17 protein-coding genes and 1 tRNA gene are annotated in these 19,023 nt (G+C 67.5%); 9 read left to right on the forward strand and 9 right to left on the reverse strand.

Features of this window, described 5'->3' with window-relative positions; all coding sequences use genetic code 11:
- Positions 1-3: 3 nt before the first annotated feature.
- Positions 4-1,017, reverse strand: coding sequence for a putative zinc-binding metallopeptidase (locus KIK15_RS00960; RefSeq protein ID WP_214242307.1), 1,014 nt, complete (start codon positions 1,015-1,017; stop codon positions 4-6).
- A gap of 230 nt (positions 1,018-1,247) precedes the next feature.
- Here KIK15_RS00960 and KIK15_RS00965 point away from each other — a divergent pair, with 230 nt between their 5' ends.
- On the forward strand, positions 1,248-2,270 hold the full coding sequence (locus KIK15_RS00965) for an SURF1 family protein (protein WP_214242308.1): 1,023 nt from the start codon (positions 1,248-1,250) through the stop codon (positions 2,268-2,270).
- On the opposite strand, the gene KIK15_RS00970 is transcribed toward KIK15_RS00965, so the two are convergent.
- A complete protein-coding gene (locus tag KIK15_RS00970; protein ID WP_374222799.1) occupies positions 2,258-3,232 on the reverse strand; it encodes a cobalamin biosynthesis protein in 975 nt (324 codons plus the stop codon). The genes KIK15_RS00965 and KIK15_RS00970 overlap by 13 nt on opposite strands.
- 88 nt (positions 3,233-3,320) lie before the next feature.
- On the opposite strand from KIK15_RS00970, the gene KIK15_RS00975 reads away from it, so the two are divergent.
- A complete protein-coding gene (locus tag KIK15_RS00975; RefSeq protein WP_214243173.1) occupies positions 3,321-4,130 on the forward strand; it encodes a fused MFS/spermidine synthase in 810 nt (269 codons plus the stop codon).
- Here the strand turns inward: KIK15_RS00975 and KIK15_RS00980 are convergent.
- On the reverse strand, positions 4,121-5,563 hold the full coding sequence (locus KIK15_RS00980; protein ID WP_214242309.1) for an acyl-CoA synthetase: 1,443 nt from the start codon (positions 5,561-5,563) through the stop codon (positions 4,121-4,123). The genes KIK15_RS00975 and KIK15_RS00980 overlap by 10 nt on opposite strands.
- A 78-nt stretch (positions 5,564-5,641) precedes the next feature.
- On the opposite strand from KIK15_RS00980, the gene KIK15_RS00985 reads away from it, so the two are divergent.
- Positions 5,642-6,370, forward strand: a complete 729-nt coding sequence (locus tag KIK15_RS00985; RefSeq protein ID WP_214242310.1) for a DUF429 domain-containing protein — start codon at positions 5,642-5,644, stop codon at positions 6,368-6,370.
- Positions 6,371-6,421: 51 nt separating this feature from the next.
- On the opposite strand, the gene KIK15_RS00990 is transcribed toward KIK15_RS00985, so the two are convergent.
- The 6 genes from KIK15_RS00990 to KIK15_RS01015 form a co-directional block, all read right to left on the reverse strand.
- Complete coding sequence (locus KIK15_RS00990) at positions 6,422-7,309, reverse strand: YdcF family protein (protein ID WP_214242311.1); 888 nt, start codon at positions 7,307-7,309, stop codon at positions 6,422-6,424.
- 163 nt (positions 7,310-7,472) lie between these two features.
- A complete protein-coding gene (locus KIK15_RS00995) occupies positions 7,473-7,622 on the reverse strand; it encodes a hypothetical protein (RefSeq protein WP_214242312.1) in 150 nt (49 codons plus the stop codon).
- A gap of 356 nt (positions 7,623-7,978) precedes the next feature.
- Positions 7,979-8,054, reverse strand: a tRNA-Val gene (locus KIK15_RS01000).
- Between the two features lie 155 nt (positions 8,055-8,209).
- Complete coding sequence (locus KIK15_RS01005) at positions 8,210-8,737, reverse strand: peroxiredoxin (protein WP_214243174.1); 528 nt, start codon at positions 8,735-8,737, stop codon at positions 8,210-8,212.
- An 89-nt stretch (positions 8,738-8,826) separates the two neighbouring features.
- On the reverse strand, positions 8,827-9,249 hold the full coding sequence (locus KIK15_RS01010; protein ID WP_214242313.1) for a DUF3052 domain-containing protein: 423 nt from the start codon (positions 9,247-9,249) through the stop codon (positions 8,827-8,829).
- Positions 9,250-9,553: 304 nt separating this feature from the next.
- Positions 9,554-10,159 carry a hypothetical protein gene (locus KIK15_RS01015; RefSeq protein ID WP_214242314.1) on the reverse strand — a complete coding sequence of 202 codons (606 nt, stop codon included), beginning with the start codon at positions 10,157-10,159 and terminating at the stop codon, positions 9,554-9,556.
- Between the two features lie 197 nt (positions 10,160-10,356).
- Here KIK15_RS01015 and aceE point away from each other — a divergent pair, with 197 nt between their 5' ends.
- The 6 genes from aceE (at position 10,357) to KIK15_RS01045 (ending at position 18,938) form a co-directional block, all read left to right on the forward strand.
- On the forward strand, positions 10,357-13,164 hold the full coding sequence (gene aceE / locus KIK15_RS01020; protein WP_214242315.1) for a pyruvate dehydrogenase (acetyl-transferring), homodimeric type: 2,808 nt from the start codon (positions 10,357-10,359) through the stop codon (positions 13,162-13,164).
- A gap of 174 nt (positions 13,165-13,338) precedes the next feature.
- Entirely contained in the window at positions 13,339-14,619 is a 1,281-nt protein-coding gene (locus KIK15_RS01025) for a CdaR family transcriptional regulator (RefSeq protein WP_214243175.1), read from the forward strand.
- A 203-nt stretch (positions 14,620-14,822) separates the two neighbouring features.
- Complete coding sequence (locus KIK15_RS01030; protein ID WP_214242316.1) at positions 14,823-15,731, forward strand: ACP S-malonyltransferase; 909 nt, start codon at positions 14,823-14,825, stop codon at positions 15,729-15,731.
- A 126-nt stretch (positions 15,732-15,857) separates the two neighbouring features.
- Positions 15,858-16,157: a meromycolate extension acyl carrier protein AcpM gene (gene acpM / locus KIK15_RS01035; protein ID WP_214242317.1), complete on the forward strand. Its 300-nt coding sequence runs from the start codon at positions 15,858-15,860 to the stop codon at positions 16,155-16,157.
- Between the two features lie 5 nt (positions 16,158-16,162).
- Positions 16,163-17,428: a KasA/KasB family beta-ketoacyl-ACP synthase gene (locus KIK15_RS01040; RefSeq protein WP_214242318.1), complete on the forward strand. Its 1,266-nt coding sequence runs from the start codon at positions 16,163-16,165 to the stop codon at positions 17,426-17,428.
- Between the two features lie 58 nt (positions 17,429-17,486).
- Entirely contained in the window at positions 17,487-18,938 is a 1,452-nt protein-coding gene (locus KIK15_RS01045) for an acyl-CoA carboxylase subunit beta (protein ID WP_214242319.1), read from the forward strand.
- Positions 18,939-19,023 lie beyond the last annotated feature (85 nt).

Below are 19,023 nucleotides of genomic sequence, written 5' to 3' on the forward strand. Positions count from 1 at the left end.
GGGTCAGGCCTCGGCGGGCTCGATCACGGAGTGGACGAAGGCCATCTTCTCCAGCACCGGACCCGGCAGGACGAAGGGGTAGAGATCCTGGTGTCCCATCGAGCGGTTGATCTGGTTGAGTGACCAGCTCAGCGGCAGCCACCACTCGATGACCCGTTCGAATCCGACGTCGCCGGGCAGGTCGCTGTCCAGTGTCGCCGAGGCCGGGGCCATCGCGAATGCTGCTGCGGTGTCCAGGGTGTCGCGGATGTGCAGGTAGTGGGCGAACGTCTCGGCCCAGTCCTCGGCGGGGTGCATGGTGGCGTAGGACGAGACGAACGTGTCCTCCCACTGCGGGGGCGGCCCCGACGAGTAGTGCCGGTCCAGGGCAGCCTGGTAATCGGCGTCGGGGCTGCCGAACAGTTCGTCGAATCGCGAGCGCTGTGGCCCAGACCCCACGAGAACCATCTGGTAGTAGTGGCCGATCTCGTGGCGGAAGTGTCCGATGAGAGTGCGATACGGCTCGGCCATCGAGACACGGAGCTGCTCACGGTGCACGTCGTCGCCCTCGGCGAGGTCGAGGGTGATGACGCCGTCGGCGTGACCGGTGATCACCGACTGCTCGGCGCTGGACAACAGATCGAAGGCCAGCCCGGTGGCGGGGTCGTCGGTCCGGGCGACGATGGGTAGGCCGAGTTCGGTGAGCTCGAGCACGACGCGACGCTTGGCGGCCTCGGCCACCGCGAACTCCGTCAGCGCATCGGTGTCTCCATCGCCGGGTCGAGTGCGGGTGAGCCGGCATGACTCACACATGGCCTCACCGCCCACCCGCTGGGGCACCAGCCAGTTGCAACTCGCCACCAGGTTGTTGGCGCATCGGATGAGTGCTGTCCCGTCGACCTCGGCGGTGCCGTCGTCACCCACGGTGACGATGCTGCGACTGGGTAGGTGAAAACCCAGTGGCCGTGAACACTTGAGGCACAGGGTGTTCTCGAACGACAGTTGCTGCCCGCAGTTGTGGCAGACGAAGTCACGCATGTGGTCCTTGCTGGTATCGGTGAAGCCGGCCAAACGACCGGTCGGTGCGAACAGCCGGTCAGCCCTGGGCGTTGTGCCCGTCGTGCGCCCCGGTGTCGATCAGAGGCTAACCGAATGGACCTGGAGTTCGAGGCGCCCGAGGGTGCGCGGCGTCTGAGGGTGCCGGGCGACTGAGGTGCGGGGCGTCGGGGCACAACGCTCAGACCGGGCCGAGCGGTAATCTGGACACCATGTCGTGGCTGCGCACCTTCATCCGACCTGGATGGGTGGCGCTCGCGGTGTTCGTCGTCGCATTCACCGCAGCGTGTTTCTGGGTGCTGGCCCCGTGGCAGCTGGGGAAGAACTCCTCCACCGAGCAGCAGAACAACCAGATCAAACGCGCTCAGAAACTCGATCCGGTGCCGATCGATCGCGTGTACTCCGGGACCGGGCCGCTGCCGCGTGAGGCGCAGTGGCGCGAGGTGACCGTCCGTGGCCGATACCTTCCCGACAAGCAGGTGGTGGTGCGTCTGCGATCGATCGACGACAGCCCGGCCTTCGAAGTGGTCACCCCGTTCGTGGCCGACGACGGGCGAACGTTTGCGATCAACCGCGGCTACGTACGGCCGGTGACCGGGACGGCGCTGCCGGCGGTCACCCCTGCGCCCGATGGCCCCACCTCCATCAACGCGCGCGTGCGCGCACCGGAGGGAACCGCACCCGGTCGTGGCGCCCGGGTCGATGCAGGCGTTCTGCAGGTGTACACCATCGACCCGGTCACCATCGGGCGTGCGGTCGAGTTGACCTTGGCGCCGACGTACCTGCAGTTGCGATCAGGGCAGCCGGGCTCGCTCGCCGAGATCCCGTTACCGCAGCTGGATTCGGGACCGTACCTGTCCTACGGGCTGCAGTGGATCGCGTTCGGCGTCATGGCGCCGCTGGGGTTGATCTATTTCGTCCGCTCGGAGGTCAGGCACCGCCGCGCGCAGGCCCAGATCCGCGCGAATGCTCTACTGCACACCGAGACAGACGATCTCGAACCCGAGCAGCAGAGCCCGCTGCCGGGCGATCGGGCAACCGATCAACGCGCGCTCGGCGACGGTCCGGTCACCTCACGGACGGCACGGGGCCGCGAGCGTCGCCGGATGGTGGCAGCGGCATCGACCTCTGGAGTGGGCGGTACCCGGGTCACCGGGGTGATCGGCGCTGGGCCTGACCACGAAGCTGCCCCAGACGCGGTGCGGCGCAAGCTCGCCAATCGCTACGGCGACTGAGGCCGTTGCCCGCGGCGGCCGCCCGACTGCACCCTGCATCGGCTCGCGAGCAGCGCGATCAGCGCCGCTCCCCCGGCGCTGACCGTCTGGACCCGTCGCGACATGCTCACCGCGGCGCGCAGATCGGACACCTCCGGCGCCCGGCCGTCACCCAGGCGCGGCCGCTGTTCCACTCGATGCGGATAGACCGTCGGGCCTCCCAACCCGACACCGAGCGCACCGGCGAACGACGCCTCGACCACCCCGGCGTTCGGGCTCGGATGTGCAGCCGCGTCGGCGCGCCAGGCGCGCACGGCGCCACCACGATCAGGACCCGAGGCCACGACCACCGCGCCGGTCAGTCGGGCCGGGACGTAGTTGGCCACGTCATCCAGACGTGCTGATGCCCAACCGAATCGGAGGTAGCGCGGCGATCGGTACCCGACCATGGCGTCGAGGGTGTTGATCATGCGGTAACCGATCAGACCGGCCGGTCCAGCCATCGCGCCCCACCACAGCGGCGCAACGGTGGCATCAGAGGTGTTCTCCGCCACCGATTCCAGCGCCGCTCGCACCAGCCCGGTCTGATCCAACGACTGCGGGTCGCGGCCGCAGAGACTGGGGATCAACGCACGCGCAGCGTCGACATCGTCGGCTTCGACCGCGTCGGCCACCTGCTCCCCTACCCGCGCCAGCGTGGTTCCGCCGAGGACGGCCCAGGTGGCCGCGGCGGTGGCAGCGAACTCGACCGTTGGTCCACCGCGACGGGTGGGGGCCACCAGCGCAATCACCGCCGACACACTGCCGATGGTGAACATCACTCCGGCACTGCGGTTGTCGCGGTAGACAAGGCGCTCCAGCAACCCGGCCAGCCGGCCCATCCCGGCCACCGGATGACCACGTCTGGGGTCGCCGAACGCACGATCGAGGACGAACCCGACCACCAATCCCAGCGGGCGGGCGTTACGCGCGGAGAACATCATGGCGCTCAGCCTGCCAGCACCGTTCGCTGCCGCGACCGCGGGACTCGTCAGCGACGCCCGCCCAGATGTGGCCGGTAGGCTCCCCGGTATGGCCGGTCGGCGCACACCCACACCGCAGGCGGGTACCCACCCCATCGACAGCGGCACGTGCCGCATCGTCCGCGACGCCGACGGACAGGGCTGGTTGGTGGAGATCAACGGCGTGCAGAGTTCCCATATCGACCTCGACGACCCGTTGCGGTTGGAGTTCGAGTACATGCGGCAGATGGTCGCGGTGATCGAGGCTCGCCACGCGAGCGCCGATCCGTTGCGGGTACTGCACCTCGGGGCCGGCGCGTGCACCTTGCCGCGGTATCTGATCGCCCGCTTTCCCCAGTCCCGGCAGGTCGCCGTCGACGTGGACGGCGCGTTGGCCACCCTCATGCGCGAACAGTTCGACCTGCCCCGAGCCCCGCTGTTGAGGATTCGGGTGGGCGACGCTCGCGCCGTGGTGGAATCACTCAGCGATCACAGCCGCGACATCGTCATCCGCGATGTGTTCGCCGGCGCGCTCACCCCGCGAGGTTTGACGACCACAGAGTTCACCGAGCAGGTACGACGAGTTCTGCGACCCGGCGGGCTGTACCTGCTCAACTGTGCCGATACCCGTGATCTGACCTTGGCACGCTCCGAGATATCAACGGTGGCAGCACAGTTTGCTTCCGTGGCCATGATCGCCGACCCTGCGATGTTCAAGGGCCGTCGCTACGGCAACCTCGTCATCGCCGCCACCGACGGGACACTGTCTGCTGATCCTGGCCTGGTCAAAGATCTCCTGGCCGGCGCGGTACCGGCGCAGATCCGAATGGACGCACGGGAATTCGCAGCCGGCATGCCCGCGCTGCACGATCAGAACTGATCGAGCAAGACGTTCTTGCGCACCTTGCCCATGGCGTTGCGGGGTAGATCATCGACCACCCGCACCTCGCGGGGTCGCTTGTGCACCGAGAGTTGCTGGGCCACATGATCGATCAGGCTCTGGGCGTACTCGGGCCCCGACGTCACGACGTCCTGGCTCTCGGGGGCAGGCACGACGAACGCGACGATCCGCTGACCGAGGTCGGGATCAGGCACACCGACCACTGCCACCTCACCGACCGAATCATGGTCGCGCAGCACCGATTCCACCTCCCCGGCGCCCACCCGGAATCCCCCGGTCTTGATCAGATCGGTGGACATGCGCCCGACGATGCGATGCGAGGCGTCGGCATCGATCGCCGCGACGTCCCCGGTGGCAAACCATCCGTCGCCGCACCAGCTCTGCGCCGTGGCCTCGGGCTGATGGTAGTACCCGCTGCCCAGCATGGGACCGCGAACGAACAGTTGCCCGATCGACTCACCGTCGTGGGGCAGGTCGGTGCCGTGTTCGTCGCAGATCTTGGTCGACACCCCCGCCAGCGGGGTGCCGACCCAGCCCGCCCGACGCACACCGTCGGCCCGTGCGCTGACGGTGATCAGCGTCTCGGTCATCCCGTAGCGCTCGACCACCTCGTGCCCGGTGAGCTCACGCAGCGACTCGAACACCTGGGTCGGCAGCGGAGCACTACCCGAGACCAGCAGCCGCGCCGACCGCAGCGCCGCGGCGTGGGCGGGTTCGGCCGCCACCCGCGACCACACCGTGGGGACCCCAAAGTAGATGGATCCGCCTGCGGCGGCGTACTTCTCAGGGGTGGGACGGACGGTGTGCACCACCGGCGACCCGATCCGCAGAGGGCCGAGCACACCGAGGATGAGCCCGTGAACGTGGAACAGCGGTAATCCATGGACCAGTGTGTCCGACTCGGTCCACGCCCACGCCTGGGCGAGGGCATCAATGCCCGCGGCCAGGGCTCCATGGGAGAGGACCACACCCTTGGGGCGACCGGTGGTGCCCGAGGTGTACATCAGCATCGCGGGACTCTCGGCACCCGGTGCGGGATGTCGATGGAAGGATCGGGCATAGAGCCGCACGGGTAGATGCGGACGACCACGGGCGTCGGCCGGCGCTGACCCGACCCACAGCCGGGCTCCGGAATCGTTGAGCACGTGATCTCGCTCGGCGGGCCCGGAATCGGGCGGGATGGGGATGACCACCACCCCGGCGATGAGAGCGGCCACCACCGCCACGACGGTGTGCAGCGAGGCATCGGCTTCCACGGCCACCCGATCCACTGCACCGAGTCGCTCGGCGGTGGCGGTCGCGGCACCGACGAGGTCTGCGCGCGAGATGTGCTGGTCACCGACGGTGACTGCGGGCGTGGTGTCGTCAGGTGCGGCAGCCACAGCTGCGGGGGTGAGCAACGGAAGAAGCACGGGACCCACTGTCGCACAGGTGGCGCCGGGGGCACAGCTGCTCCTCTGGGTGCTCGGCGCAGGGCCTACGGTGAGGTCATGCGAACCGTGGGGATCGACCTGGCTGCCGAACCGGCCAAGACCGCAGTGGCGACCATCGAGTGGGGCGACGGTGGCGCCGAGGTCGTCTCGATCACCGTGGGTGCCAACGACGACGACATCGTTCGCATCGCCACCGACGCCGACCGGGTCGGCATCGACGCACCGTTCGGATGGCCGGACGCGTTCGTCGAGTTCGTCTCCGCACACCATCGCCACGGCCCACCCTCGTGCGGTCCGCTGAACACCCGGGCCGCGCGCGGGCCGTTGGTCAGGCGCCGAACCGACGATGTGGTGCGCGAACAGACCGGACTGATCCCGTTGAGCGTGTCGGCTGATCTGATCGCGCACGTCGCATTGCGTTGTGTGGGGGTGGTGGCGGCGCTGGGCGTCACCGACCGGGTCAACGGTGTGGCCGTCGAGGTGTATCCCGCCGCCGGCCTGGCGTCGTGGGGGTTGCGCTCACGCGGCTACAAGGGCGCGGCCAATGTGGCCGCACGGGCCGCGCTGATCGACGAGATCAGTTCCGCCGCTCCGTCGTTGCGCTTCGGAGAGTGCATGCAGCAGTGTCGAGACAGCGACGACGCCCTCGACAGTGTGGTGGCGGCGTTGATCGCTCGGGCGGTGGCCGTCGGTGCCACGCGGCCTCCCACCGAACTCGACACAGACGCGCCGAGCCGCGAAGGATGGATTCACCTACCCACCGGGACGCTCGCCGATCTGATCTGATCTGACCTGGGACCTGCGACGAGGCGCGAGCTCACCGTAAACAATTGTGGCTCAACGACTGCCGGGCAACCCGAAGGTTCGGGTGGCGTCGACGTAGATGGACCGCTGCGCATCGCGTGAGGGGGGTAGCAGGTTGTCCACCCATCCGGTGGGATGGGTGGTTGCTCCCACGACAGGCAGGCCCGCGATGGTGAAGTCGGTGACCACCCGGCGCACGTGATTGGCGCTGCTGACCACGACCACGTTGACCGCACCGCGCGCCTTGAGCAGCGGAGCACTGAACAGCGCGTTCTGCACCGTCGACCCAGCCCGTGACTCGACGATGATCCGCGATGCCGGGATTCCGCGCTGCACCAACCAGTTCCGCATCGCGGCGGCCTCGGTGATGCCGCCACGCGGGTTGCCACCGCTGACCACGATCGGCGAGAAAGGTGCGGCGATCGCCTGCAGCCAGGCCGCCCCGAGGCGATCCTGCAGCTCCGGACGGATGGTGCCGTTGTCGAGCAGACCGAACCCCATGACCGCGATACCGGTTCGGGCATTCACCAGCCCCGGAAACGGACTGGGCAGAGTTGCCACCCCGGCCCCGATGGCCCTGAACACTGCGTTGACCCCGGCCGCGGTGGGCGGCGAGACGGCGCCGAGTCTGGCCATCGCAGCGCTGCGGGTGACGAGATCGTAGGCGTAGTCAGCCCAGATCGCCTGGAGGGCAAGGGCTTGCCGGTCGCGCGGAGCGATCCGGACCAACGCGCCGATGTCGCGCAGCGCACCTGGCGTGTCACCGCGGGAGAACTTGACCTGCGCAGAGTTGTAGAGGGTGGTTGTCGGCGGTGGCGCGGCCTGCGCGGCGGGCGCGGCGATCAGTCCGGCCGCGACCGCGATCACGGCTGCCGACCCGATGATGAGGCCGAGTCGACGGATTGGTGACAACACAGACATTGGCGCACTCCAGATTTACCCACGCGGCGCGCGTTGCCTCGCACCACGAGGTGCAAGACGCGCTGCAGCGAGACCGATGGGGTCAGCGTAGTGGGGCTGGTGTGACAAACGAGGTCAGTGTGACAACAGTTACGTCACGAAGACACAACAGGGTGCGGCGAAATCAGTTGGTCGAGCCCGCCGCGGGGTAGGTCGACATCGTCTGATGTGCCGACTCCAGATCGGAGAAGTCCGGGGTGCGGACGGCACCATCGGGCGCCTCGGCAGCGACTTCCGGGGTGGTCGAGTGTGAGAAGAGTCCGTGATATTCCATGTGTTTCCTGTCGTGTTCGCCGGCAACGCGCCGGGCAGACGATCATGATCGAGTGAGCGAGCCACGATGACCGGGCTCAGAGCATCACCTGGCCGACGACCCCGGGCTGGGTCTGAGAGCAACGAGGTGCTGGTGGCCATACCGCCGCGTGGGCGCATGACCGATGTCCCCGATCAGATCGGATCGGATGAGCCAACGCTACACCCGGGCCGGGTGCCAACGACGCAGCCCGCCGCGCCGAGTCGGTTCACGCCCGACGCGGGTCGTGAGCAGTCTGCGATGGTGTCCACCCGCGCCGCTGCCGACAGCACAAGGCGGCCAGCACGCTGCGGGCGAACTCCCGAACTGCTGTTGCCTGGTGCGCGCGGAGGGATTTGAACCCCCGACCGCTGGTGTGTAAGACCAGAGCTCTAACCACTGAGCTACACGCGCGGGACCGACGAATGACATCCGCCACACGACGGTAGAGAACTTAGCGCGCACCGACGTGCCAGGGAAATCGACCTCGGCGGCCCGCAGCTCTGTCGGGGCAGACTCTGTCGGGGCGGACGCTGTCGGCCGCTGAGAGTTCCGGGCACCGGCGGTTCTCACGCGGTGAGGACTGCAGCCGCCGCATCCCAGATGTCGGTCCCGCGCTGTTCACCCGGACCCACCATCTGCGAGTACGCGATCACCCCGTCGACGTCGACGACAAACGTCCCGCGGTTGGCGTAGCCCGCCCGCGAGTTGAACACGCCGTAACTCATCGCGGTGGCACCGTGTGGCCAGAAGTCCGACAGCAGCGGAAAGAGGAAACCCTGCGCCGACGCCCAGACCTTGTGCGTGGGCGGTGGGCACACCGACACCGCGAGCAGCGCGGTGGAGTCTGACTCGAACTGCGGCAGATGATCTCGGAGATAACCCAATTCGCCTTCGCAGGTGCCCGTGAAGGCGAGCGGGAAGAACACCACCAGCACCTTCTTGGTCCCTCGGTGCGCACCCAGCGAGACCCGCCGGTTGTTCTGATCGCGTAGCTCGAAATCGGGTGCCCGCACACCGACAGCCAAGGGCCCCGCAGGCAGCGAACCCGGGACGCCGCGCGACACCTCGCCGCGCGCCTCCAGCGATTCGACCATCACCGCATCTGGCCGACCCGCAACGCCGACCGGATCGACAGCCGCTGCATCGTGGGCAGCATTGTCGCGGCCGATCTCGACCTGCTCGGTCATTGTCGCTTCGCCGACCGCGACTTCGGCTGGACCAGACGCGATCCCGACCAGTCACCGAGGTTGATGGCCGAGGTCTGTGTGAGGCCCGCGGTGGGCGCGGCCTCGGCGATCTCGGCGGGATCGACGTAACCGGGGATGCCGGTCTTCGGCGACAACACCCACACGTATCCGTCGTCGGCGAGCGGCCCAATCGCATCCATCAACGCGTCGACGAGATCGCCGTCGCCTTCCCGCCACCACAGCAACGCCACGTCGATGACGTCATCGGAGTCCGGGTCGAGCATCTCGGCCCCGATGGTGTCCTCGATGTCTGCTCGCAGGTCGTCGTCGGTGTCGTCGTCCCACCCCAGTTCCTGCACAACCATGCCTGAAGCGAATCCGAGCTTCTCGGCGCGATTACCATCTGCGGCGGCAACCAACGCGTGCGACCTCCTGTTGTCGTGCGGCCCGCGCGCGATGACCCTCGAGTCGCGTTGCCGTCGATTACAAGACAACAGCCAACAAGGCCAAGTTGCAAGCCGAGTCCGCACCGCGACCCCCGCGAGACATCGGCGATGTCGGACCGACACCCGGGCGGCGAGAGCCTGCGGGCCCGAACACGGCTCCGCCGCAGCAACGACAGTCGGCTCAGCCGCAGCAACAACAGACGGCTCAGCCGCAGCAACAACAGACGGCTCAGCCGCAGCAACAACAGACGGCTCAGCCGCAGCAACAACAGACGGCTCAGCCGCCGGGTGCGGGAGCGGGTGTGGTGGACGCAGTCCGCGGCGCCGGGCGACGCGCGGCGAACGCACTACACGCGGCGACCACCGGATCGCGGGAGCGAGCCCAATTGCCCGATGCGGTGTTGAGGGCCTCGATCTTCTTGGTCCGGATCGCAGCCACCACATCTGCTCCGCGTGCGACCAACGCCTGAGCCGCGGTACGCAGCGCCTGGGTCGATTCGTCGGTGATGGCCCCGGTGATCGCAGCCCCACCCCGGCCGATCTGATCAGCCGCGCCGCGGTCGGCTCCGGCGAGTTCAGCGAAGGACTGCGTGGCGTTGAGTCGGTCGACGAAAGCGTTGTACGCCCGCAACATCGAGACCAGCTGCGTCCGCACCGTCGAGCAGAGTGCGTAGTCGGCGGCTTGGACGCGGGCCAGCTTGCGTGCCTGCTCGGTCGAGGCCGCATCGGCGCGATAGGCGCTGACCGCCACCTCGTTTCCGCGCGCAGAGCCATCGAGTTCGTCGGTACAGCCGGCCAGCGTGACCACGACCGCACACGCCGCGACCACCACGCCGACAAGCCGCACGGTGGTGCTGCGGCGTGGCGCGGACCGAGGTTTCACACGCTGCATAGTGCCCCAGCCCGACGATCAGCGACAACCGCGCAGTGGCTTCGCCGCCATTCGGTCGTCACATACGGCACGATTGGTGACGTACGTCGCGCTCGGCCGTTCACCTGTGACCGCACGCGCCGTCACCACGCACGGGCGATCACCCACTTGCCCGCGGCGGCGTCCGCGAACCGAACTCGGCATCACCCATGCCGATCACGAGAAGGAGTTGTCCACCAGTGACCCAGCAGAGCGCACCGGCCGCGCGTCCCGGCGGCGGAGACCGAGTCCGCGTCATCCGGGAAGGTGTCGCGTCCTATCTCCCCGACATCGACCCGCAGGAGACCGACGAATGGCTGGCGTCCTTCGACGGACTGCTCGAGAACGCCGGACCCGGGCGCGCGCGCTACCTGCTGTTGAGACTGCTCGAACGCGCCGGTGAGAAGCGGGTCTCCATCCCGGCGTTGACCTCGACCGACTACGTCAACACCATCCCGACCGAGAACGAACCGTGGTTCCCCGGCGACGAGGACGTCGAACGGCGGTTCCGAGCGTTCATCCGGTGGAATGCCGCGATCATGGTCCACCGCGCGCAGCGACCCGGTGTCGGTGTCGGCGGCCACATCTCCACCTACGCGTCCTCGGCCGCGCTCTACGAGGTCGGCTTCAACCACTTCTTCCGCGGACAGGATCACCCCGGCGGCGGCGATCAGATCTTCATCCAGGGCCATGCCTCCCCCGGCATCTACGCCCGCGCATTTCTTGAGGGCCGGATCGACGAGGCCCGGATGGACGGTTTCCGACAAGAACACAGCCACGCCGGCGACGGGGGTGGGTTGCCGTCGTACCCACACCCGCGGTTGATGCCGGACTTCTGGCAGTTCCCCACCGTCTCGATGGGGCTCGGGCCGATGAACGCCATCTATCAGGCGCGGTTCAACAACTACCTCCACGATCGCGGCATCAAAGACACCACCGATCAGCACGTGTGGGCGTTCCTGGGCGACGGAGAGATGGATGAGCCCGAGTCACGCGGCCTCGCCCACGTCGCCGCCACCGAGGGTCTGGACAACCTGACCTTCGTGGTCAACTGCAACCTGCAACGGCTTGACGGCCCGGTCCGCGGCAACGGAAAGATCATCCAGGAGCTCGAGTCCTTCTTCCGCGGCGCCGGCTGGAACGTGATCAAGGTGGTGTGGGGTCGCGAGTGGGACGCCCTGCTGCACGCCGATCGCGACGGCGCTCTGGTCAACCTGATGAACACCACTCCCGACGGCGACTTCCAGACCTACAAGGCCAACGACGGAGCGTTCGTGCGCGAGCACTTCTTCGGTCGTGACCCGCGCACCAAAGAACTGGTCCGCAACCTCACCGACGCCGACATCTGGAACCTCAAGCGCGGCGGGCACGACTACCGCAAGGTGCACGCCGCCTACGCGATGGCCATGGCGCACAAGGGACAGCCCACGGTGATCCTCGCCCACACCATCAAGGGCTACACCCTGGGCAAGCACTTCGAAGGCCGCAACGCCACCCACCAGATGAAAAAGCTGACCCTGCAGGATCTCAAGGACTTCCGCGATTCCACGCGCATTCCGATCAGCGACGCGCAGCTGGAGGAGAACCCGTACCTGCCGCCGTACTACCACCCCGGCCTCGACGCGCCCGAGATCCAGTACATGCTCGATCGGCGCGCCGCGCTCGGCGGGTTCCTGCCGCGGCGCCGCACCGTGACCCGGCCCTTGGAACCCAAGACCGACGGTGTCATCGCGGCGATGGCCAAGGGCTCAGGCAAACAGCAGGTGGCCACCACCATGGCTGTCGTGCGGGTGTTCAAGGAACTGTTGCGCGACAAGGAGATCGGGAGTCGAATCGTCCCGATCATCCCCGACGAGGCGCGCACCTTCGGCATGGACTCGTGGTTCCCGTCGCTGAAGATCTACAACCGGCACGGACAGCTCTACACCTCGGTCGACGCCGATCTGATGCTGGCCTACAAGGAGAGCGAGATCGGCCAGATCCTGCACGAGGGCATCAACGAGGCCGGATCGACGGCATCGTTCACCGCGGTGGGCACCTCCTACGCCACGCACGACGAGCCGATGATCCCGCTGTACATCTTCTACTCGATGTTCGGTTTCCAACGCACCGGCGACGGATTGTGGGCGGCGGCCGATCAGATGGCGCGCGGCTTCGTACTCGGCGCCACCGCCGGCCGGACCACCCTGACCGGCGAAGGCCTACAACACGCCGACGGCCATTCGCCACTGCTGGCGTCGACGAATCCAGCTGTGGTGGCCTACGACCCGGCCTACGCCTACGAGATCGCCCACATCGTCGTCGACGGCCTGCGTCGGATGTTCGGCCCGGACCCGGAGAACGTGTACTTCTACATCACGGTCTACAACGAGCCGATCGCCCAGCCCGCGCAACCGGCCGACCTCGACGTCGCTGGGCTGCTCAAGGGAATCTATCTGTGTCACCGGGCGCCGGCCGGCAAGACACATCGGGCGAACATCCTCGTCTCCGGGGTGACGATGAGCGATGCCAAGCGCGCCCAGGAATTGTTGGCCACCGACTTCGACGTCGCCGCCGACATCTTCTCGGTCACCTCGTGGAACGAACTCGCCCGCGACGGCATCGCTCACGAACGAGCGGTCCTGCGTCAACCCGACGGCGAGCACCCCGCACCGCATGTCACGACCGCGCTGGCCGACTCCCTGGGGCCGCTGGTCGGGGTCAGCGACTTCATGCGCGGTGTGCCCGAACAGATCCGGGCGTGGGTGCCGGGCACCTACCTGACCCTGGGTGCCGACGGGTTCGGATTCTCCGACACCCGACCGGCCGCGCGCCGCTTCTTCAACATCGACGCCGAGTCGATCGCGGTGGGCGTGCTGGTGGCACTGGCTCGGGACGGATCCATCGAACCGGCGGTGGCCGCCGAGGCCGCGCGTCGGTACCAGATCACCGACGTGCTGGCCGCACCAGAACAGACCTCAGACCCCGGCGTGGCCTGACCGGTCACGCACCGCTGATCGAGGTCCCATCAGGCGAGGTCACACACCCTCTACATTGGGTGTGTGACCGAGTCCTCCCAGGCAGCGTCCCCTCCACCGCCGTCCTCTCCAGAGCCGTCCTCTCCGGCGGTGTCCTCTCCAGAGCCGTCGACTCCGGCGGTGTCGACTCCGGGGATGGCCCCGCCGGAGTCCTCCGATCCCGCACCGTCCCCATCGGGCCAGAGCACGACCGAGGTGTTCCGGGCTCGCGGCGCCCGGGTGCCGGCGCCGGCCAACGTCCACGACGCGCTGCCCGACACGCTGTTGCGGCGCGTCAAGCAGTACAGCGGGCGATTGGCCACCGAGGCCGTGCACTCGATGCAGGAACACCTGCCCTACTTCGCCGACCTCGAGGCCGGGCAGCGCGCCAGCGTGCAGCTGGTGGTACAGACCGCAGTGGTCAACTTCGTCGAATGGCTGCAGGACCCCGAAGGCAACGTCACCTTCACCGTGCAGGCATTTCAGGTGGTGCCCCAGGACCTGACCCGACGCATCACGTTGCTGCAGTCGGTGGACATGGTCCGCGTCGCCATGGAGTTCTTCGAGAAGTGGCTACCTCTGCTGGCCCGCAACGAGGCGCAATTGCGCGCGCTGACCGAAGCGGTGTTGCGGTACGGCCGCGAGATCGGGTTCGCCGCTGCGTCTGTCTACGCCGCAGCCGCCGAAAGCCGGGGTGCGTGGGACTCGCGCCTGGAGGCACTCGTCGTCGACGCCGTGGTGCGCGGCGACACCGGACCCACATTGTTGTCGCGGGCTGCGGCCATCAACTGGGATGCAGACGCATCTGCCACCGTCGTCGTGGGATATCCGCCGCCGGAACAGAACGTGTCGGTTCCGTTGGTCATCCACACCACCGCTCGCGAACACGGCCGATCGGCACTGTCGGTCGTCCAGGGCACATATCTGGTCACCATCGTCAGCGGCGAACTGCAGAGCACCGATCCGTTCGCCGTCGAGCTGCTACGTCATTTCGCCGACGCTCCGGTGGTGTTCGGACACACCACACCCACGCTCAGCGCGGCTCACTCCAGTGCCACCGAGGCCCTCGCCGGCATCGAGGCGGTGGAGGGCTGGCCAGGTGCCCCGCGGCCGGTGCACAGCTGGGAGTTGTTGCCTGAGCGTGCGTTGCTCGGTGATCAGGCCGCAGTGCGCACGCTGAACGAGTCGTTCGTCATGCCGCTGGCCAAGGGCGGAGACACCCTCACCGCCACCCTCGACGCCTACCTCGACTCCGGCGGTTCGGTCGAGTCATGCGCTCGGGAGCTGTTCGTTCATCCAAATACCGTGCGCTATCGCCTCAAGCGCATCGCAGAGGTGACGGGTCGCGATCCGACCAATCCGCGTGACGCTTACGTGCTGCGGGTGGCATCAACGGTCGGCAGATTGGCACATGTTCGACACGAAAGGCGCACATAGGCCCCATGAGTCACACCAGTCACAGGCATTCTGGTCTCGGTTACACCGGAATCGATATGAGACTGTGCTATATCACGAGTTTCGATCCGATGACAAAGGAGACACACCCGCGCAGTCGTTTGTAGGTTCCCCACAAAACGCCGCGACAAGGTTCATCGCCCCCAACACCATCAAACGGGCACCCCAGGGTGTTCTCTTAGCGAGTGCTCAGTTTGCTAGCGCCCGGTCAGGGCTCACAGGTACCCGGAATGCTCGAGCCGTGGCTGGAGTTGCCCGGCGTCAGAGATCAGGTCGCCACGTGGTCGAAGCTGTCAGGCCTCGAGCTCGAGCGCCTCGGGACCACCGCGTCGGCCGAGGAGATCACCGACACCGCAGTCACGCAGCCGTTGGTCGTGGTCGCGGCACTGCTGGCCTACGACGAGCTGACCAAGCGGATCGGCATCCCTGAGCCCATGATTGTCGCCGGCCACTCGGTCGGCGAGTTGGCGGCCGCCGCCATCACCGGCGTCATAAGTCGCGACGAGGCCGTGACCCTGTCTGCGGTTCGCGGTCGCGAGATGGCGCGGGCATGCGCGCTCACTCCCACCACGATGGCCGCGATCCTTGGCGGCGAGGCAGACGTGGTCCTGGCCCGCCTCGACGAACTGGGGCTGATCCCGGCCAACCGCAACGCCGCCGGACAGATCGTCGCCGCCGGGCCGATCGCCGCGATCGAGGAACTCATCGCCCATCCGCCCGAGAAGGCGCGCATCCGGGCCCTGCCGGTGGCCGGCGCGTTCCACACGCGCTACATGCAGCCTGCGCAGCAGGCGGTGGCCGAGGCAGCTGCCGCGATCGTCCCGCAAGATCCGACCGCCACCCTGCTGTCCAACCTCGACGGTGTGCCGGTCGCCTCCGGCGAGGACGCTCTGGACAAGCTGGTCAACCAGGTGACTCGCCCGGTGCGCTGGGATCTGTGTTCAGCGACCATGCGCGCGGCCGAGGTCACCCACATCGTCGAGTTGGCCCCAGCGGGCACCCTCGCCGGCATCGCCAAGCGCGAGATGAAGGGCGTCCCGGCGATCACGCTCAAGACCCCCGACGATCTCGACGCCCTCTCAGAACTTGGATAGCGGCGACCGCAACGCGGTCGCCCCCGGAAGGACGAGCCCACCGGCCGTCTGTCCAAACGGTGCGTAGCCACGCACCGCTCCGGAGCTCATGTGCAGGACACGAACAAACAAGAAGGGAGCCACACAGTGGCGACTCAGGAAGAACTCATTGCCGGCATCGCGGAGATCATCGAAGAGGTCACCGGTATTGAGCCCTCCGAGGTCACGCTCGACAAGTCCTTCGTCGACGACCTGGACATCGACTCGCTGTCGATGGTCGAGATCGCGGTTCAGACCGAGGACAAGTACGGCGTGAAGATCCCCGATGAAGACCTCGCAGGTCTGCGCACCGTCGGCGACGCAGTGGCCTACATCCAGAAGCTCGAGTCCGAGAACCCGGAGGCCGCTGCAGCGATCAAGGCTCAGGTCGACAAGAAGGCTGAGTGACGTAATTGACCTCCTCGCTTCGCGAATTCTCAACTGCGGCAGGGAACTTCCCTAGCATTGTGGTGACTGGACTGGCCATCACGACGTCCGTGGGAGAGGATCTCGACTCCACCTGGAAGGGTCTGCTCGCCGGCGAGTCCGGCATCAAGGCCCTCACCGACGACTGGATCGTCGAGTACGACCTGCCGGTGCGCATCGGTGGCAAACTCGTCAAAGATCCCGCCGACGAGGTGTCTCGGGTCGAGGCACGCAGGATGAGCCACGTCGAACGCGTGGCTCATGTGCTGAGCAAGCGACTGTGGGATCAGGCCGGCGATCCCGATGTCGATCCCGACCGCCTTGCGGTCGTCATCGGCACCGGTATCGGCGGTGGCGACTCGCTCGTCGAAGCACACACGTCGATGATGAGCACCGGCAACTACCGCAAGATCTCGCCGCTGACCGTCCCGATGGCGATGCCCAACGGAGCAGCGGCAGTGGTCGGACTCAACGTCGGCGCTCGCGCGGGCGTCATCACTCCGGTCTCGGCGTGCTCGTCGGGATCGGAGGCCCTCGCCCACGCCTGGCGGCAGATCGTGCTGGGCGAGGCCGACATGGTCGTCGCCGGTGGCATCGAAGGGCTCATCGGGCCCGTACCCATCGCCAGCTTCGCGATGATGCGCGCGATGAGCACCCGAAACGACGATCCGGCCGCAGCATCACGCCCCTTCGACACCGGGCGTGACGGGTTCGTGTTCGGCGAGGCCGCGGCCATGCTGATCATCGAACGCGAAGACCACGCCCGCGCTCGCGGCGCACACATCCACGCTCGACTGTTGGGAGCGGGCATCACCTCCGATGCCTACCACCTGGTGGCTCCCGACCCCGAGGGCAAAGGCGCCGCTCGGGCCATGCAGCGCGCCCTGCAGACCGCCGGACTCGTACCGTCGGACATCACGCACGTCAACGCGCACGCGACCTCGACCTCCATCGGAGACATCGCCGAGGCGCGCGCCATCAAGTCGGCGATCGGCGACCAGGCTGCGGTCTACGCACCCAAGTCGGCGCTCGGGCACTCCATCGGCGCAGTGGGTGCACTCGAATCGGTCCTCACCGTCAAGAGCATCGAGGACGGGGTCATACCCCCCACCCTCAACCTCACCGACCAGGACCCCGAATGCGACGTCGACGTCGTTGCGGGCGAACCCCGCTACGGCGCAATCGACTACGCCATCAACAACTCATTCGGATTCGGTGGGCACAACGTTGCGCTCGCCTTTGGACGGTACTGACACCACCGCACCGTAGTTGCGTGCTCGCGGCACTCGCCGACACCCATAGGAGAAATCGATGACCACCATGGCTCCGATCACCACGGCCGAGGAATCTGCCGATCCGCGCGACCCCTTGCTGCGACTGACCAACTTCTTCGACGAAGGCTCGATGTCGCTGCTCCACCCCCGGGACAAGTCCGGAGTGCAGGCCGCTGTCGGACGCGTCAACGGAGTGCGGACCATCTCCTACTGCACCGACGGCACCGTCATGGGTGGCGCCATGGGTGTCGTCGGTTGTGCCCACATCGTCAACGCGATCGATGCCGCCATCGCCGAACAGGCACCCGTGGTCGGCATCTGGCACTCCGGGGGCGCTCGACTCGCCGAAGGTGTCGAAGCTCTCCACGCCGTTGGCAAGGTCTTCGAGGCCATGGTCCGCGCGTCGGGATACGTACCGCAGATCTCCGTGGTGGTCGGCTTCGCCGCCGGCGGCGCCGCCTACGGTCCGGCGCTGACCGACATCGTGATCATGGCTCCGGCCGGTCGCGTGTTCGTCACCGGACCCGACGTGGTCAAGAGCGTCACCGGCGAGCAGGTCGACATGGAGTCCCTCGGCGGCCCACTCACCCACGGCAAGAAGTCCGGCGTCAGCCACATCACCGCCGACTCCGAACCCGACGCCCTGTGGCGGGCTCGCCGGCTCGTCGGCACCTTCAGCCAGCAGGGCCATTTCAGTCGCCAGCACGCCGAGGCCGGCGACGCGGATCTCAAGGCGCTCCTGCCCGAATCGAATCGGCGCGCCTACGACGTCCACCCGATCGTCACCACCCTTCTCGACACCGAGCTCGCCGCCGACGGCGAGACCGAGATCTCCTCCTTCGAAGAGATCCAGGCCAAGTGGGCGCCGAACATCGTGGTCGGCTTCGGTCGGCTGTCGGGCCGCAGCGTCGGCGTCATCGCCAACAACCCCCTGCGCATGGGTGGTTGCCTCAACTCGCTGAGCGCCGAGAAGGCGTCACGCTTCGTCCGCCTGTGTGACGCCTTCGGCATCCCGATGATCGTGCTCACCGACGTCCCCGGATACCTGCCCGGCGTCGGCCAGGAATGGGACGGCGTCGTGCGCCGCGGCGCCAAACTGCTGCACGCGTTCGCCGAGTGCACGGTTCCTCGCGTCACCCTCGTCACCCGCAAGATCTACGGTGGCGCCTACATCGCGATGAACTCGCGCGCCCTCGGCGCCACCGCCGTGTTCGCTTGGCCCGGTTCGGAAGTCGCCGTCATGGGCGCCAAGGCTGCCGTGGGGATCCTGCACAAGAAGGCACTCGCCGCCGCACCCGAGGCCGAACGCGAAGCGCTGCACGATCGCCTCGCCGTAGAACACGAAGCCATCGCCGGTGGTGTGGGTCGCGCCCAGTCGATTGGCGTCGTCGACGAGATCATCGACCCTGCAAAGACCCGCAGCATCATCGCCGAAGCACTCGCCTCGGCACCCGCCCGACGTGGACGGCACAAGAACATACCTTTGTGATCTGCGCGGATCTGCCACGACGACGAATGCCCCCGGCAACCAGCCGGGGGCATTCGCGTTCTGCCACAATTCTGCGGGCTCGGGT

Origin of the sequence: Williamsia sp. CHRR-6, assembly GCF_018474015.1 — a bacterium.
In the GTDB taxonomy this organism is placed as follows: Bacteria; Actinomycetota; Actinomycetes; order Mycobacteriales; family Mycobacteriaceae; genus Williamsia_A.